Source organism: Pedobacter rhodius (assembly GCF_027213645.1).
GTDB classification, from domain to species: domain Bacteria; phylum Bacteroidota; class Bacteroidia; order Sphingobacteriales; family Sphingobacteriaceae; genus Pedobacter; species Pedobacter rhodius.
Genome location: NZ_JAPWGL010000001.1, coordinates 510,247 through 527,545 on the forward strand (window position 1 = coordinate 510,247; position 17,299 = coordinate 527,545).

Annotated in this window: 12 protein-coding genes; 6 read left to right on the forward strand and 6 right to left on the reverse strand. The window is 38.1% G+C overall.

All coding sequences use genetic code 11. From position 1 onward, the window contains the following. Positions 1-5: 5 nt before the first annotated feature. Genes O0931_RS02425 through O0931_RS02440 form a run of 4 tightly spaced genes read right to left on the reverse strand, consistent with a single transcriptional unit; the run spans position 6 to position 4,748 of the window. Positions 6-536: a hypothetical protein gene (locus O0931_RS02425; RefSeq protein ID WP_269413955.1), complete on the reverse strand. Its 531-nt coding sequence runs from the start codon at positions 534-536 to the stop codon at positions 6-8. After that, the gene (locus O0931_RS02430) at positions 533-2,830 is read right to left on the reverse strand and encodes a patatin-like phospholipase family protein (RefSeq protein ID WP_269413956.1); all 2,298 of its coding nucleotides are present in this window, start codon (positions 2,828-2,830) and stop codon (positions 533-535) included. The genes O0931_RS02425 and O0931_RS02430 overlap by 4 nt, the downstream gene beginning before the upstream one ends. Positions 2,831-2,880: 50 nt before the next feature. Further along, positions 2,881-3,354: a TspO/MBR family protein gene (locus O0931_RS02435; RefSeq protein ID WP_269413957.1), complete on the reverse strand. Its 474-nt coding sequence runs from the start codon at positions 3,352-3,354 to the stop codon at positions 2,881-2,883. A 44-nt stretch (positions 3,355-3,398) separates the two neighbouring features. Further along, positions 3,399-4,748, reverse strand: coding sequence for a M28 family metallopeptidase (locus O0931_RS02440; protein WP_269413958.1), 1,350 nt, complete (start codon positions 4,746-4,748; stop codon positions 3,399-3,401). A 273-nt stretch (positions 4,749-5,021) separates the two neighbouring features. Here O0931_RS02440 and O0931_RS02445 point away from each other — a divergent pair, with 273 nt between their 5' ends. Then, positions 5,022-5,483, forward strand: a complete 462-nt coding sequence (locus O0931_RS02445; protein WP_269413959.1) for a hypothetical protein — start codon at positions 5,022-5,024, stop codon at positions 5,481-5,483. Positions 5,484-5,546: 63 nt separating this feature from the next. Continuing rightward, positions 5,547-5,999 carry a hypothetical protein gene (locus O0931_RS02450; RefSeq protein WP_269413960.1) on the forward strand — a complete coding sequence of 151 codons (453 nt, stop codon included), beginning with the start codon at positions 5,547-5,549 and terminating at the stop codon, positions 5,997-5,999. An 11-nt stretch (positions 6,000-6,010) separates the two neighbouring features. Here the strand turns inward: O0931_RS02450 and O0931_RS02455 are convergent, their stop codons facing one another. Continuing rightward, a complete protein-coding gene (locus tag O0931_RS02455) occupies positions 6,011-7,006 on the reverse strand; it encodes a glycoside hydrolase family 43 protein (protein WP_269413961.1) in 996 nt (331 codons plus the stop codon). Positions 7,007-7,260: 254 nt separating this feature from the next. Between O0931_RS02455 and O0931_RS02460 the strand changes: the two genes are divergently transcribed. Both O0931_RS02460 and O0931_RS02465 read left to right on the forward strand, forming a co-directional pair. Beyond that, on the forward strand, positions 7,261-10,020 hold the full coding sequence (locus O0931_RS02460; RefSeq protein ID WP_269413962.1) for a DUF5695 domain-containing protein: 2,760 nt from the start codon (positions 7,261-7,263) through the stop codon (positions 10,018-10,020). A 246-nt stretch (positions 10,021-10,266) separates the two neighbouring features. Next, entirely contained in the window at positions 10,267-11,202 is a 936-nt protein-coding gene (locus tag O0931_RS02465; protein ID WP_269413963.1) for a glycoside hydrolase family 43 protein, read from the forward strand. Between the two features lie 283 nt (positions 11,203-11,485). Here the strand turns inward: O0931_RS02465 and O0931_RS02470 are convergent, their stop codons facing one another. Then, positions 11,486-13,852: a glycoside hydrolase family 127 protein gene (locus O0931_RS02470; RefSeq protein ID WP_269413964.1), complete on the reverse strand. Its 2,367-nt coding sequence runs from the start codon at positions 13,850-13,852 to the stop codon at positions 11,486-11,488. 244 nt (positions 13,853-14,096) lie between these two features. On the opposite strand from O0931_RS02470, the gene O0931_RS02475 reads away from it, so the two are divergent. Beyond that, positions 14,097-15,494 carry an aminopeptidase P family protein gene (locus tag O0931_RS02475; protein ID WP_269413965.1) on the forward strand — a complete coding sequence of 466 codons (1,398 nt, stop codon included), beginning with the start codon at positions 14,097-14,099 and terminating at the stop codon, positions 15,492-15,494. A gap of 11 nt (positions 15,495-15,505) precedes the next feature. Continuing rightward, positions 15,506-17,179 carry a M1 family metallopeptidase gene (locus O0931_RS02480; RefSeq protein ID WP_269413966.1) on the forward strand — a complete coding sequence of 558 codons (1,674 nt, stop codon included), beginning with the start codon at positions 15,506-15,508 and terminating at the stop codon, positions 17,177-17,179. Positions 17,180-17,299: the final 120 nt, after the last annotated feature.

Below are 17,299 nucleotides of genomic sequence, written 5' to 3' on the forward strand. Positions count from 1 at the left end.
GAAAATTAAAATAAATTCTTTAATCCATCAAAAATGCTCTCGAAAAAAGTTGCCAGGTTTAACCCGTTGCTGTGGTTAAAATAAACAAAGGCCAGAAAAATAATAACAGCAAAGATGATTAGTTTGCGAAATGCAAACGCTAAAATAACCAGTACGATTGGAATGATGAAAAGCCATAAACTGTTTATCGGATAAGGTGTTAAGTCTGTATCTTTTTTGTAAACATAAACCAATTTGCTGTGCGTGCCCGAATCGTTTTGATGCTTTAAATAAACAAAAGTAGAACGTTCTATCGGCAATGGAAGTACCGCTATGCCATCATTAAATTTAAGGATTTGGGTAAAACCGCTGACACTGAACGTATAAATTCCGTTAATGTTTTCATTTGGAACATCAAGCGAATCTGCAGCAATGATGGCCAGTTTATTGTTTTTAAGCAGGTTTTCTTTAACGATAAAGTTATTAATTGCCGCAGTTTGAGCAAAACCAAAAAAGCCGGACAGGCAAAGAAAAATTAAGATAAATCCTCGTTTCATTCTATAGAACGTTTATTGTAAATTAAATAGCCAATATGCAATAATACACCATTTCTTTTAATCGCATCATTATATAAATTATAACTTAAACTTACAGGGCCAACCGGCGTATGGTAAACAAATCCTGCAGTACCGGCATACCTGATTTTAGTAATCGCTTTTGCATAAGCTACATCCTGTAAATTATTAAGTTCATATTCTTTATGCGGCAAAAATAAATAGCCTTCTAATCTAAAATCGAGATTTTTTCTGACACTGAAAATATTTTTTATTCCGCCCGCGGCATAAGTAGACGCCCTGAACTTATCCAAAAATAGCGATCTGCTGTCTTGTAATGGATAAAAAGCCGGTGAAGCCAATAAAGTTGAATAATAATTATTAAATAGAGGTTGGTTTGAAATTACACCTTCTATTAAATAACCTAATGTGTATTTTTTTAAATGCAGAAAATAATTTTCCTGGGTAAGTTTTACGCTCACCCATTGCCTTAAATGCGTTGATGGTTTAATGGTATTTGCCGGTACAATATTCCTGAATATGTTACCGGGGTTATAGTTTTCCCTTCCGGTTGTAAAATTAAAACTAAGCATAAAACTTTGCCCCCTGGTGGCGTATTGTTTTCTGTTCAAAGAATTCTTTTCGAGATTTAAGGAGCCTTTAAAACCATTAAAAACAGTTTGGTCAAGCAAGTCGCCTACCGCAAACGTACTGTTCGGGCTGTATTCATCCTGGTTGTTAATAAACGCTGAATGCAGCACTATTTTTGTGTTGTAATTAAGTGGTACACCCATCATCAGATCTATCTTTCTGTCTGCTTGTTCGATGTATATCGGATGTGGGTTTTCAATAAAAATCTGGCTGGTGTTATAAAAATTCCAGTGATTATAGGTTAATTCTGCACCTAAAAATAAAGGTAGTTTTGTCGGGTAATCCACTCGTCCGCTTACCTGAACGGATTCATAAAAACGGCCGGAATAAAAACTTGTTCCAAAAGTATATGCTTTTCTGTTCAGGTAATTATACTGCGCACCCAAAAATACATTACTGATGGGCCTTGTAGAAATGTTTCCACCTAAATCCAGTTTAAAGCTTTTTTTTGGCTGTGCTACAATTTCAAAGGTATAGCTGTCTGTGGTGGGTTCATAAACTATTTTCGGGTAAATCGTTTCGAACGTCTGATCAGCTACAAGCTTGTAATACCCTCTTTTAATATCCTGCAAGTTAAAGGTCTGCTTATCACTTTTAAACAGGCGTTCTACATATCGTTTTTGTTGTTCGTTAACACCGCTTACTATAATATTACTGAAAACGAAATCCGGTTTTTTCTTATTAAATTTTGCTCTTCTTTTCGCTAAATCCTCATCGCTTACACGTCTGCTGATTAAGGCCTTTATTTTATCCATATCGGCCATTGTTGCATCGTAACCTTTTTTTATAAGATCTTCTACAGGAGAGAAATTCGTAACACTGTAATCCGTTAAATCAGGTTGAATGTAAACACCATTTTTGCCAACCATTGTAGAATCCGATTTCGACAGGAACATAAAAACCAGAAATCTGTTCATTAAACGTTCGTCATTGTTTTTTGGGTATTCATTATAGGTTTTAGATGAAACGTTTGCGCCGATAATGTAATCGGGTTTAAATTCCTTTTCCATAACATCGGCAGGGAAATTATTGTATAATCCTCCGTCAAAAACATATTTGCCATCTAATTTTATCGGTCGGTAAATGATAGGAACCGTCATGGTTGCCCGTACCGCTTCGGCCAAACTACCTTTACCAACGGTTATGCTTTTTTGCGAAAGTACATCGGCTACCATACAACGGAACGGAACAAACAGATTGTTAAAATTATCTTTGGAAACAGCCGATGCTTGCGAAAAAAGTTCAAGGAAAGCAAAATTTAGCGGGATATCATTAATCAGATTGGAGCGAAAACTGAAATGAAAGCCGGTATCAATAGCAACTTTTGCAGTTAACATAGATGCATTCGATGCATTTTTTTCAAAAAAATAGGTGTAGTCACTGGTGTATCTTCCATTTACCCAGTTTTGGAATTCATCACCTAGGGCAATCTTTTCGATTTGAGCCGGTGAATAGCCGGCAGCATACATAGCACCTACAATGCCACCCATTGATGTTCCGGTAATGTAATCTATTGGAATATGATTTTCTTCAAGCGCCTTTAATGTGCCAATGTGTGCCAATCCTTTTGCACCGCCGCCGCTAAATACAAGACCAACCTTTTGCGCATGCAATTGAGTACAGCACAAAACGAGAAGTAGCAGCAAAAATCTTTTAAAAGTTAACACCCTCTAAAAATAAGGTTTTCTTTTAAAATTTAGTTCAGTATAAAAATGTTATATGTTAAAAATGTTGCAAAACTTACCCAAAGGATGTAAGGAATGAATATTAAGCCGGCCCATTTGTTTATTCTATAAAACACCAGTGCATTGATAATAATAATTGTTAACAGTAAAATTATTTCGGCTAAAGCAAATCCAATTTCATGAAGATAGAAAAATAGAAATGACCAGGCTAAATTTAATATCAGCTGAATTAAGTAAACCGCTACCGTTCTGGGAAAGTGTACAATTTTATCACGCCTGATCCAAACCAGGTAGGCTGCAATTCCGATTAAAACGTAAAGCGTTGTCCATACCGGCGCAAACAACCAGTTTGGTGGATTAAAAGAGGGTTTATTCAACGTGGGGTACCAGGTTTGAACAGATTTTGCTGTCGCCCAGCCACCCAGTGCACCAACGCCTAACGTTATTGCAATATTTATAATAAATGCTACCGGCTTGAATTTCATTTCACAAATTTCAGCTTAAACAAGCATAAAACCTAAATGTTTTATCACCTTCCAACAGCGGGAACTACAGGTAAACTTTCATTGTCTTCATTGCCCGTACTTTGAACGGCGAATAGGTAATTGTCTTTACTATATGGTAAGCGCATCTCTGTAGCGGTGGTGAAAAATTTCTTTTGCCAAACCGGGCTGCTGGTTTCACGCATTAAAACATAATAACCTTTTATGTTGCCGGTTAGTGGTGCCTTCCAATACAGAAAAGTAGAATTACTTAAGTTTTTAACATCTACCTTAACTTCTGTTGGCATTGACGGCGCTTTCGCAAGGTTAGCAAGAACGGCAATGTTAACAGCTGTGTTTTTTCTTAAATACTCGAAATCCATAAATTCAATTAAGTCGCCATATTTAATGCCTTTTTCTGTTCTTAAATCCTGGTGCTGATGGTCGAAATTTTCGTTCATTTCTGTAATCCTTACCGCAGTGAAACCATTTTCCACGAAGGGTGTATGATCGCCGCCACGAAGAAATCTGTCATTGCGATAAATTAATTTTATTTCTAACTGATCAACATAACGCTCACCGGTTTCTTTAACATAACGGGCCAGCTGTCTGCTTTTACCGTCGTTTTCTAATCCAAACTGACGGATATTTTTGGCGTTTTTATCCAATTCGTAGGATGGTAATCCTTCGCTAAAAACCCGAAGTTTTGTATTATCAATAATTTGAGTTTCGCTTGCATTATTACTGCCAATCATATCATTGTTTAGCATTGCTTCTATATTCCAGCCCTCTTTTTTTGCTTTAGCAGCCATAAAGCCAGAACCTAATAAAGATTGTTCTTCGCCACTAACAGCTACGAAAATTATGGTTGCAGGAAATTTGTATTGACTCATTATTCTGGCAGCTTCAATAACACCGGCTACGCCACTTCCATCATCGTTAGCACCCGGCGCATCACTCACCCGGTTCATAACATCCGTAACCCGGCTGTCGAGGTGTCCGCTTACAACGAAGACCCTTTTATCATTTGCGTCTGTTCCTTTTAAAATGGCAACAGCATTACCCAAAATAATTTGCTGATCCACACGCTTTCCATCGGGCTTTATGGTTACCGTATCTAAAAAAGCGGTTAACCTGCCATCGCCTTGTTTGGCAAACTGAATAAATTTATTCACCACCCAATTTCTTGCCGCACCAATGCCCTTTGTTTTACTTTTCGTATCGCTGATGGTGCTCCTTGTTCCAAAAGCAACCATTTTATTGATGTAAGATTTTAAGGAGTCCGGATTAACAGATTTAACCATTTTATCGATATCCGCATTTCGGTTAACAATTGTTTGCGCTTTTACGAAAAGGGTTAATCCACTAAAAAATAAGATTGTAAATAGTTTTTTCATCTGGAATATTTAAGAAAGCTAATGTATTGAATTCGCAGAATTGTTTTGAGTGGAAATAAACAATTCCTGTAACAATTTAAACATAAAATAGCTATAATTTAAGACATCGATTTTGTAAGCTGATGACAGAAAGTAAAAAAAATGAAAATTATTCATTAATCATTCGATTTGGTGCTTAACTTTATAAAAAATATGCTTTAAGTAAATATTTATATCTTTATAATAAAGTTAATCGCCCCTTTTTAAAGATGTTACTTCCAAAACCACTGTTAAATGGATAAGTTTCCCGTAAACCTGACTTCAGCAAAATGCGAACTGTTAGACAGGATACTTCAGGAATTTAAATATGAGGAATATATCAAAACAGATCGTGTTTTGCATGTTTTCAGGGGTAATGCCATTTTGGCTTCAGAATATCTTCAGTTACTTAACCAGTTAAATTTAATTGTGCTTATTGGTGAGGTGCCTGGTCATCCGCTTCCTGCATTGATTGGTAAACAATCGGGTCTTGAAATATTTTTAAGTGAAGGCGGCTTTATGAAACGTCTTGAATTAAAGAAAATGCAGGAAGAAACAGGTAAAAGTATACTTGAACTGCAAAAAGAAATTCTCGATTTACGGAACCAGCTTGCGGCCTGTCGCGAACTTATTGCAAAACAGGAAATGGCCATGCTCGATATGGATGCGGAATTACGAAGACTTGAAGCCGGTATGGAAAACGAAGATTTTTCTTAATCAGGAAGACCATCTCTTGTAGCGTTTTTATGTAACCTTTCGTTTTAGCAAAAAAAACCAAGTATGATCACGAAAATCTTCAGCACCTGCGCTTTATTAGTTTTACTTTCGTTAACACTGGTTTCTTGTAAAAAGAAAAATAAGGAGATGAATTTACCTGTAGATGCTTTAACAGGTACATGGCAGGAAATAACAACAGGTTATAACCGCGTGTTGATTTTTGAACCTGGCGGTAAAATAACAATACTGATTAAAAACAGTCAATATGCCGACTGGCATATCAAACTGACCGGAAAATATATTATTAATGAAGATAATCTGTCGGCAACTATTACGGAGCAATCAGAAAAACAAAGTTCCGGTTCCGTTATAACTAATCCTGTAAATATTCGTTGGTTTGATCAAGGTAAGTTTAACATCAAAAACTTTGTACTGACTGTAAATTATAAAACCTATCCGGCCGATGCGCCCGTTGATACAGAATCGAAATTTAATAAAATAGTTCCCATCGATTAATAGCAATTGTTTTATTGCGCTTTTTTTACACCTTCTGAGGTCATGATGATTCTTTTTAAGGATCCGTCGCTGTTGTAGTTTAAATAATCGATGCAAACCGATCGCCTGTAACTTCCCCCATCGGTGTTAATCGCTCCGTTGTGGTAAATAAAATATGATTTTCCTTTAAAATCAATTATGGATTGATGGTTTGTATTTGAATTACCGGCAATTTCATTTAAAATTCCTTTATAAATCCATGGGCCGTTAATGTTTTTACTCATCGCATAAACTATTTTTTCCGGGAAACCCGATGCATAAGAAAGATAATACCAGTTTTTATGTTTATGAACCCAGGGTGCTTCTGTAAAACCAGGCACATCGACAGTTTTAATCGGACCGTCCAGTTCAACCATGTTTTCTTTTAATTTTGCATAGTAACATCTTTGATTGCCCCAGAATAAATACGCTTGCCCATCATTATCAATAATTACCGTCGGGTCAATATCATCCCAGGAAATATCCACGGCGGTAGTCATGTCATTTGTAATTAAAGCTTTCCCTAAAGCGTCTTTAAATGGTCCGCGTGGGTTATCTGCTACAGCAACACCAATTGATTTGCCTCTGATGGCAGCATGTTCTGTGGCAACATACCAGTAAAATTTACCATTTCTTTCTATTACCTGCGATGCCCAGGCATCATCCTTTGCCCATGCAAAATCTTTAACGTTCAGTGGCGATTTATGTTCCTTCCAGTTAACCATATCGGCCGAAGAATAACAAAGCCAATCGTGCATTTCATATGTATTTTTAGATTTCGGGGCAACATCATGCCCGGTATACAGGTAAACGGAATCGCCATAAACAAAGGCCGCCGGGTCGGCAGTATACTTATCTGTTATTATCGGGTTTCCCTTCGATACGATAAATTTTTCCTGCGTAAATCCTTTTAAGTTAATTGTTAAGCAAGCGATTGCAATAAATAGAACGCTCAATTTTCTAATCAATTTTAATCTGTTTGGCATCATAATTTTGGTTTTATGAATTCTGTTTTGTCGTTTATATCTGGAAAAGCTACCCGCTAAATGTATAGATTTAAAATAATAAATGTTATTAAAACGATTATTATTCATCGCTCTCGGGGCAGGACCTGCTGAATACGGAAAATTTAAAAGGCTTGCACAGCCCAGATATTCACCGATTTTGCCCTGTTTTTGCTATTGCTTTTTGCTTTAAACTTTAAAGTATATTTTTGGGTATACCCTGCTCAATCACAAAGACTATGTTTTTGAATAAAATTACTTGTAAATCGCCCGTAAAAATATATCATGTAATATGTATTTGTACGCTGATTTTCTTTAATTGTTATCAACTTCAGGCACAATCGCCCTGGATAGCACTTGGTAAAAAGCCGTCAACCTTACAACTCGAGAAGGGTTTTTCTGCTTTTGATGCCGGAGACTTCATGCTTAAATTAGTTAAGTCTTCGCAAACTGTTGCGGCTTTGGCTCCAAAAATGGTTAAGGATTTTGATTTTGTTCCGGGCGATAGTTTAAAAGTAAGAAGTTCGGATGGCCTTTATCACTTAGGTGATATAAATTTAAGATTGAAATCGGGCAGTGAGGGCAACTGGAAAAGTTACAGCACAGCCGCAAAGCGAAGTCCGGTAAAAAATATTGAAATGGCCGGCGTACTTGCTGCCGCCGATTTAACGGAAACATTAGCCGCCGATATCCCTTTAACGATAAAAAGAATCTGGGAATTGAAGGATGGTAAATTGGTGCTCCGTTTTGAAATAAGCAATAAAACCAATCAAAATGTAGAGATTGGCGCATTGGGCATCCCGATGGTATTCGACAATATCCTGGATGGGAGAACGCTTGAGCAGGCGCATGCAAAAAATGTTTTTTACGACCCATACATCGGTCAGGATGCCGGTTATCTGCAGGTAACCCGATTAAGCGGGCATGCACCTTCATTAATTGTAGCGCCATATGGAAAAACACCTTTCGAAGCCTATAACCCATTAAATGATGATAAAACCCCAAGGGGAATTGCATTTGAAGGTTTCTATGAATGGATGGTTTACAGTAAGGCTTATGCTGAAAACGAGTGGAAAAATGCAGCGCAATGGAATATACCTTCATCAGCTATTCTTAAACCAGGTGAAACAAAAAATTACGGACTTCAATTTATATTATCCGGAACAGCAAGGGATATAGAAAACCAGCTGATTGCCAATCATAAACCAGTGGCAGTGTCTGTTCCGGGTTATGTGCTTCCTAAGGATGTGGAGGCTAAACTTTTTATTAACTATAACAAAAAAATTAAATCGATTGCTGTTTTTCCTGCTGAGGCTTTACGCATAAAAGCGATTGGCTCAACTAAAAATGGCTGGAAGAGTTATGCCGTTAAAGGAAGTATTTCAGGCAGGGCCAGGTTAACCATTACCTATGCTGATGGATTAGAACAAACCATAAATTATAAAGTAATTGAACCTGAAACTGAAGTAATTGCGAGTTATGGTAATTTTTTAACGACTAAACAATGGTTTGATAAGCCTGATGCGATTTTTAAACGAAGTCCTTCGGTAATCACTTACGATTACGAAAAGCAACAGCAGGTGATTCAGGATAACCGGGCGTGGATTGCCGGATTAAGTGATGAAGGTGGTGCAGGTTCGTGGCTGGGCGCAATGATGAAGCAATTGGTCCACCCTGAAAAAGCGGAAATCGATAAATTGAAACAATTTGTAGATACGGTATTATTTGGCCGAATTCAGCTAAAAGATGGTCCTGAGAAATATGGCGTAAGAAAAAGTTTGTTTTACTATGCTCCGGATTCTTTACCGAAAGATACTTATGCTAAAGATATCAATTTTAAAACCTGGTCGGCATGGCCAAAAAAGGAGGCTGATAATTTAGGGCGTTCATACAATTATCCTCACGTTGCTGCGGCACACTGGATAATGTATCGCCTGGCTCGTAATTATAAAGGCTTTGTTAATGAAACAAGCTGGAAGCAACACCTGCTCGATGCCGCTGAAACAGGGTTGGCGATGGTTAATATTGCGCCTTACTATGCGCAGTTCGGGCAAATGGAAGGTACAATTTTTTACCTGATTTTAACAGATCTCAAAAATGAGGGTTTAACTGAAGAGGCCGTTAAACTTGAAAATGAAATGAAAAAACGCGCCAACCACTGGCGTTCGCTCGATTACCCTTTTGGCAGTGAAATGCCATGGGACTCTACCGGGCAGGAGGAAGTATATGTATGGTCTAATTATTTCGGTTACCAGGATAAGGCGAAGGTAACGCTCGATGCGATTTTAGCCTATATGCCTGTTGTTCCGCATTGGGCCTATAATGGAAATGCCCGCCGGTATTGGGATTTCTTATATGGTGGGAAACTAATGCGAATCGAACGCATGATTCATCATTATGGCTCGGCCCTGAATGCCATCCCGGTTTTAATGGATTACCGTAAAAATCCCGATGATTTTTATTTACTACGCACCGGTTATGGTGGTTTAATGGGTTCTATATCGAACATTACTAAAGATGGTTTTGCACCTGCAGCATTTCATGCTTATCCATCTACCTTAAAAAATGACGGCATCACAGGCGATTACGGCTCCGGGTTTTTCGGTTATGCCGTAAATACCTCATCCTATATTATAAAACATAAAGAATTTGGCTGGCTGGCCTTTGGCGGGAATTTAAGCGTTAAAAATAATATCATAAATGTTAAGCTAACAACAGCCGCAAAATCTTCCGTTTATATAGCACCTGCCGGACTTTGGATTACCCTGGATGCAGGAACGATTGATGAACTTAGTTATCACGCTGCGAATGGAGAAATTCATTTAAAGCTGAACAAAGCCGATGAACATACGCCAAAAGCAATATTAAGAATAAATCAACCGGCAAAATTAAATGGTATTGGCAAATATTCAGTTAAAGATAAAAGTATTGGTGAGCGAGGCGCATATGAGGTTCAGTTATCCAATCAAAATACAACTGAGGTAATATTATCTAGATAGATATCGAATGGTTTCGTTTTTCTACGACATTTTTTAAATTCCCTATAAATGTTATTTTAACGTTTATTATTTTATTTTTGTTCTAACCATTGTAAGCCTAACGCGACTTGTGCACATTTGTTCGGTATTGTTGGCAGTAAAGGCGAGTGAGCAGATATGGAAACCGTTTCCGGGAAATAACCGGGGTTACTGATAACCATATTTGCATTAATATGATTCCGTTAATTATACCTCAATAACCAAATAATGAAATTAAACAGTATAAAAATTTTAATTTTTACATTATTTTTTCTTCAGACCATTAACCTCTCCGCACAGCAAAAAACGAAAGCTTTTTTATGCGCTTATATGGATGGAAAGGCCGAAGATCTTCGCTATTTTGTAAGTTCCGATGGCTACCACTTTACGAATGTGAACGATGGAAAATCAATATTAAAATCGACAGTGGGCGGTAAGATTCTGCGAGATCCCCATATTATTCAAGACAAAAAAGGTGTTTATCACCTCATCGCTACAAATGCCTGGAAGGGAAGGACATTTTCAATCTGGGATTCAAATGATCTAATTGAATGGAAAAATGAAAGGGCTATTGAGGTAAGTCCTTTGGATGCTGACAAGACCTGGGCGCCAGAAGCTATTTATAACGAACAGGATAAAAATTATGTTTTTTACTGGACATCTTCATTAGCGGATAATAATAAAAGCTGGAGTATATATTACGCTACGACCAAGGACTTTCAACATTTTTCAAAACCAAAAATATTGATGCGTTCGGGAGGTATTATTCTTGATGCCAACATTGTAAAGTACAGTAACAAAAAATACTACATGTTTTACAGGTATGAAAACAAGATATGGAGAAAAACATCCGATCGGCTGCTTGGCGATTATCGGGATTCTACAATCGTGATTGATGCGAATGTGGAAGGCCCTTTCGTGTATAAAACTTCAGCTAAAAAGTGGAACATGATATGGGATTATTATGGAGGAAATCAAGGTAAATATGGTATGGCTGAATCTGTAAATCTAATCGATTGGAAATGGCTGACCGACAAGAATCCCCCATATTATAATAGTAATGTATCTTTTCCTGATGGCGCCAGACATGGTTCTGTTATCGCTATATCTACATTTCAAATGGATGCTATTCTTAAAAAATATCCCAATAATTCAGCGAGATAAAGAAATGTTGTGTTTGGGCGATGTTATTTTTCTGTGGCTGTCTGATAAATACGAAATGTCAATCCTGAGGGATAATTTATTTCATAAAAATGAATATAAGTGACGTCGTCATCCGATAGCTATCGGATTCGACCGCAGTAGAGAAATCTTTGTACCTGAAAAAATCAAATTTAAAGATCTCTCCATTCCGTTACGCTACATCCGATAGCTATCAGATCGAGATGACGACTTTTCTTTTGATCTGTCAATGGTCGCCTGTCGAAGGATTGGCTCGTCCTGAATTTTAAGGGTTCCCCTTTATCACCCTAACGCCATAAACCGGACCTGCACTGTTTCTGGTTTTGGGAAATAACTTAACCGTTACTTTGCTTTTTCCTTTGGTTACTTCTGTTGGGATTTTATAAGAAATGTCGTAAAAACGACTTTCCTTATACCGGTTTAAATCCTCTGTTGCGATGTTTACACCGTCTACCAGCACATCAAAAATTCGGCCTCTGTTATCCATTCCCCAATAGGAAGCTATAATCGTATTTTGTGCATTTGGATCTACCTTCACATCAAATTGTAAAAAACCTTCTTCTCCTGCCAAACGCCATTTGCGCCCATGCTCTTCACCCATAGATTCTTTTGCGGCGGTAAAATTGTGATCTCTTTCCGGCTGCATTTCACCAAAACGAAAAATATCAGTTGTTTTATCTTCGAGTTCTTTTTGTTTACGCTTCTGCTCGTCGTAGATTCTTTGCTGAACTACCCATTTTTCAGGTGTAAAAACATCCCAGTAAACACTGTAATATTGGTTTTTGGTTTGGTAAAAAGGAATCATGGTTACCTCCTGTGGTTGTGCAGTGTTAACCGTTTGAAACTTTAATTCCTGTTGATTTACCACGCTTAACCAATCTTTGGGATCGTTTGTGGCGCTTACAAACACGGGTACGCCCTTTACCGGGTCGGGCTCTGTTGCGCCTAAAACGCCTGCCAATAAAACCGGACCGTAAAAAACAGCTCTCCGGTCTGCATTATCGGGCATTGCTTCAGTGTGCAATTTTTCAGGTGTTATGTAAGTTATTTTATCATTGTTTTTCCAGTTGCGGTTGATTACATAATAGCCGGTTTCATCAGGATTAATTTTTTGTACCACACCATTTACGGCGATAGAAGTTCCTTCTGACCATTTTGGTTTCCTTAAACGGATGGAAAAGTTTGAAGCCTTTGTAATATTTATAGTTAGTTCTGTTTTATCTCCCTGAGGCAAAGCAGTTTGCTGTGTTATTTTAATGCCTTTTTCCTTCCAGTTTAAAATAGAGGGGATAAAAAGATTAACATATAAACTGCCATCACTTCCTCTGAAATAAATGCTTTCATTGTATTTAACATGGTTTTCCATGCCTGTACCTACGCAACAAGTAAAGGTGTTAAATTTATCGCTATATTCTTTTTTTCCACCCATACGCAGGGGTACGAAATAGCAAGTCATGCCATCATCGTGGTTTTGCGAAGCCAGAATATGATTGTATAATGCTTTTTCATAAAAATCGAACAATTCTGCAGAAGGATTTTCTGTGAATAAATGTCCCGTTAATTTGAGCATGTTATACGTATTACAGGTTTCGGTCGTGTTTTCGGTAAGTTTATCGTTTAATTTATCAGGCTCGCTTAAATATTCATAATTACTGTTGCCACCGGTTACATAGGAGTGATGGTAAACCACCGTTTTCCAGAAAAAATCGGCAATGGCCTTGTCATTTTTATCACCTGTGATTTCGTGTCTTCTGGCACTGGCAATAATTTTTGGTATTTGTGTGTTAGAATGTTTTCCCGGCAAAATATCCTGTTGCTTTGCCAGCGGATCAAGAATGCGCTTATCATAAAACTTGTACGATAAATCTAAAAACTTCTTTTCACCCGTTATTGCATAAAGATTTACCAATGCATCGGCCATGCCACCATATTCGCAGAACAGCATTTTTTGCAATAATTCATCATTCAGACCACCGATTGTTTTCTGCGTCCAGTTGGCCATTTCAATGCATTCATGGAGGGCTTTTTTGTTTCTGGTATAGAGGTAGGCATCAAGTAAACCGGCCATTACTTTGTGAACTGTATACCAGGGCGACCAGCCACCATTTAAATCGAAACCGCCTGATTTAATATTGCCTTTGGCTACTTCGCTCCAGATGGCATCTTCTTTGGGAATCGCACCAATATAACCCGTTTTTCTGGCCTTTTGGCATTCTTCCAGCTGGTCGACGATGTAGTTAACCTTTTGAAGAAATAGCGGGCTTTTAGTTGAAGCATACTGCATGGATAATGCTGAAAGGTAATGGCCTAAACTGTGGCCAGCCAGCCCGTCAGATTCCCAACCGCCATAAATCTCTGCCTTCGGCTGCAACCCTGCATTTTTCCTGAAACCGGATAATAACCTGTCGGGTTCTATTATCGTTAAATAAGCCTCGTCAGCTTTCATGGCTGTTTTAAATGTACTTTCCAATAAACTTACCTGCGATAAATCGAAAGCATAGGCATTAATTGGCGTAACATTTTTAACTTTCATCCTGCTGTCGCCGAATTGTGGCAAATAGTTTTGAGCCTGCATATTTATCGAATACAGTATGGAGCAGGCTAATAAACTTTTGGCAATAATCTTATTCATATTTTATAACGAATTCTTAATCTTCAGAAAAACTAAAATTATTTAAAAATGGATTCTTGGAACAACTTTTAATTTGCAGCTATTGTGCGGATTTTACCTTTATTTTCTTGGAAAAGGAGATTTTTTGCGATTTTTATACTATATACTAGCTTATAATTTGCAGATACCCCACATATTTTAGCCATTCATCTTAAAATTTATCGGATGAAGCACACTTTTGGGATATTTGTTTAACATCAAAAATATGTTTGATAAAGAAATTTACATCGAGAGAAGAAAAAAATTAAAATCTAAATTTGAATCGGGACTATTGCTCTTTTTGGGTAACGAGGATAGTCCGATGAATTATGCAGATAATGCCTACCATTTCAGGCAGGACAGCACTTTCTTATATTATTTCGGAATCAGCGAACCTGCGTTAGCTGCTGTTATTGATATCGATGAAGCGGAGGTAATTCTTTTCGGGAATGAAATGAGTATCGATGATATCGTTTGGATGGGCAGGCAGAAAACTTTGAAAGAGAAATCAGAAGATTCAGGTCTGACCAACGTTCAGTCTTCCGATAAACTGGAAACGTTTTTAAATCAATGCCAGCAAAAAAACAGGGCGATTCATTTCCTGCCACCTTATCGTCCGGAAAATAAAATAAAACTCTCTAAGTGGTTTGGTTTACCGGTTGATGCGCTTGAGCATTCGGCATCGTTATCTTTTATTAAGGCGGTGGTTTCACAACGTTCAGTTAAATCTACCGAAGAAATTGTTGAACTCGATAAAGCTGCGGCAGTATCTGCAGATATTCATTTAATGGTGATGCAGCAGGCAAAGCCGGGTATGTATGAACGGGAGCTTGCCGCAAAAATTCAGGAGGCTGCTTTAGCGTCCGGCGGAAACCTTTCTTATCCGGCTATTTTGACGATTCGTGGCGAAATATTGCACAACCATTACCATGGCAATATGTTAAGAGAAGGACAGATGGTGCTTAATGATTCCGGCGTTGAAACCGCTTTGGGTTATGCCGGCGATCTTACCCGTACTTTTCCCGTGAGTAAAAAGTTTAGCCCGGTACAGAAAGATATTTACGACATCGTACTTAATGCCTATACAAATGCTAAAAATGCGCTGGCGCCAGGTGTAAGGTATTTGGACGTGCATTTAACATCGTGTAAAACTTTGGCGCAGGGTTTAAAAGACATTGGTTTAATGCAGGGCAATGCAGATGATGCTGTGGAGGCGGGTGCGCATGCCATGTTTTTTCAATGTGGCACCGGCCACATGATGGGGCTGGATGTTCATGATATGGAAGATTTAGGTGAACAATATGTAGGGTATACCGATGAACTTAAAAAGAATACTTCACAATTTGGCTTAAAATCTTTACGCCTGGGTAAAGCGCTCGAAACAGGGTACGTTTTAACTGTAGAACCGGGTATTTATATCATTCCGGAACTAATCGACCGGTGGAAGGCTGAACAAAAATTTGCTGAATTTATAAATTACGATAAACTGGAGCAGTTCAGGAATTTTACAGGAATAAGGGTTGAAGATGATTTTCTCATCACCAAAAATGGCAATAGAATGCTTGGTAAACACCTTGCACAAAGCATAGAAGAAATAGAAGCCATAAGGGCTGAAGCTTATTAATAAAAATAAACATGAAAATTTTAACCCCTGCAGCGGCACTTTTAGTTTTTGTATTTTTCGCCAATACTGTTTTTGCGCAAAGTAAAAAGGTTTATACGTTGGCCGATACCCTTAGGGGAACACTAACACCCGAGCGTACCTGGTGGGATGTACAGCGTTACGAACTTTCGGTAAAACCTGATTATAACGATAAAAGCATAAGGGGTTCGAATCAGATTGTGTACAAAGTTGTTGGTGCCAATACTGGCAAAACCCGTATGCAAATCGATTTGCAGGAGCCGTTAATGATTGACAGCATTCTTTACAATGGTAAATCGAAGTTAAAATTTGAACATGTAGGTAGTGTCTGGTATGCACATGTTCCTGCTCAAAAGCTATCGGCAACAAACAACGTAAATATTTTTTACCATGGAAAAGTGCATCAGGCAAAACGTGCGCCATGGGATGGCGGCTTTATCTTTACCGCCGATTCGCTCGGCCGTCCGTGGATGACTGTTGCCTGCCAGGGTCTGGGTGCTTCAATCTGGTATCCGAATAAAGATCATCAAAGTGATGAACCAAATCTAGGCGCTTCGTTAACCATGACTGTTCCTGATACCTTAGTTGCCGTTGGTAATGGCCGTCTGGTTTTTAAGAAAAATAATAACGATGGTACGGCAACTTACAAGTATAATGTCGTAAACCCGATTAGTAATTACTGCATTATTCCATACGTAGGCAAATATGTAAATTTTAAAGAGCAATATGCCGGTGAAAAGGGACCGCTTGATGTAAACTACTGGGTACTTGATTACAATTATCCAAAGGCCAAAACGTACATGCCGGATCAGGTGCATAAAATGATGAAAAGTTTTGAGTATTGGTTCGGGCCATATCCTTTTTATGAAGATGGCTACCAGCTTATCGATGCCTCGCACACCGGAATGGAACATCAGTCGGCCGTATCTTATGGCAACTGGTATAAATTTGGCTATCGCGGAAGAGATATGTCAGGCGATGGCTGGGGTTTAAAATGGGATTTTATCATCATCCATGAAAGTGGTCATGAATGGTTCGGTAACAATATAACCAGTAACGATTTAGCGGATATGTGGGTTCATGAGGGCTTTACAAATTACAGTGAAACGCTGTTTGTTGATTATATTTTTGGCAATAAGGCCGGGAACGAATATAATTTCGGCATTAGAAAAGGCATCAAAAATGATTATCCTGTTATTCCGCCCTATGGTGTAAACGCACAGGGCAGTGGCGATATGTACCCGAAGGCCGGAAATATGCTGCACGCCATTCGCCATGGCCTCAATAACGATGAACTCTTCAGATCAATATTAAGAGGTTTGAGTAAAACTTTTTACCACCAAACGGTTACGACAAAGCAGGTTGAAGATTATGTTTCTAAGCAAGCGGGGTTTAATTACGGTAAAGTTTTCGATCAGTATTTACGTACCGTTCAGATTCCTTCTTTCGAATATTACCTGAAAGATGGAAAGGCATTTTACCGGTATGCAGATTGTGTTAAAGGATTTAACTTGCCGCTGGTATTAAAAAATGACGGGCTTAAAACAATCAAAATTATTCCGACCGAAAATTGGCAGGAACTTGCCTTAGCACCCGGACAGGATGCTTTATTCAGCACGAAGGCTATCGAATTTATGTATTATATCCAGGTAAAAAACGTAAAGTAGTTGTAGTGTTTTTCGGTATATTTTTAGCTTAAATCGGTTAAAATCTAATAATACTTCAGTTAACAGATGGCTTAACTTTGAATCCATAAATAAAAAGGAATAATTAAATAAAAAATACAA

Bases quoted from the DNA above. Each gene is read 5' to 3' on its own strand.
- O0931_RS02470 (WP_269413964.1), bottom strand. From the start codon at position 13,852: ATGAATAAGATTATTGCCAAAAGTTTATTAGCCTGCTCCATACTGTAT.
- O0931_RS02475 (WP_269413965.1), top strand. From the start codon at position 14,097: ATGTTTGATAAAGAAATTTACATCGAGAGAAGAAAAAAATTAAAATCT.
- O0931_RS02440 (WP_269413958.1), bottom strand. From the start codon at position 4,748: ATGAAAAAACTATTTACAATCTTATTTTTTAGTGGATTAACCCTTTTC.
- O0931_RS02480 (WP_269413966.1), top strand. From the start codon at position 15,506: ATGAAAATTTTAACCCCTGCAGCGGCACTTTTAGTTTTTGTATTTTTC.
- O0931_RS02425 (WP_269413955.1), bottom strand. From the start codon at position 536: ATGAAACGAGGATTTATCTTAATTTTTCTTTGCCTGTCCGGCTTTTTT.
- O0931_RS02435 (WP_269413957.1), bottom strand. From the start codon at position 3,354: ATGAAATTCAAGCCGGTAGCATTTATTATAAATATTGCAATAACGTTA.
- O0931_RS02460 (WP_269413962.1), top strand. From the start codon at position 7,261: ATGTTTTTGAATAAAATTACTTGTAAATCGCCCGTAAAAATATATCAT.
- O0931_RS02450 (WP_269413960.1), top strand. From the start codon at position 5,547: ATGATCACGAAAATCTTCAGCACCTGCGCTTTATTAGTTTTACTTTCG.
- O0931_RS02455 (WP_269413961.1), bottom strand. From the start codon at position 7,006: ATGATGCCAAACAGATTAAAATTGATTAGAAAATTGAGCGTTCTATTT.
- O0931_RS02465 (WP_269413963.1), top strand. From the start codon at position 10,267: ATGAAATTAAACAGTATAAAAATTTTAATTTTTACATTATTTTTTCTT.
- O0931_RS02445 (WP_269413959.1), top strand. From the start codon at position 5,022: ATGGATAAGTTTCCCGTAAACCTGACTTCAGCAAAATGCGAACTGTTA.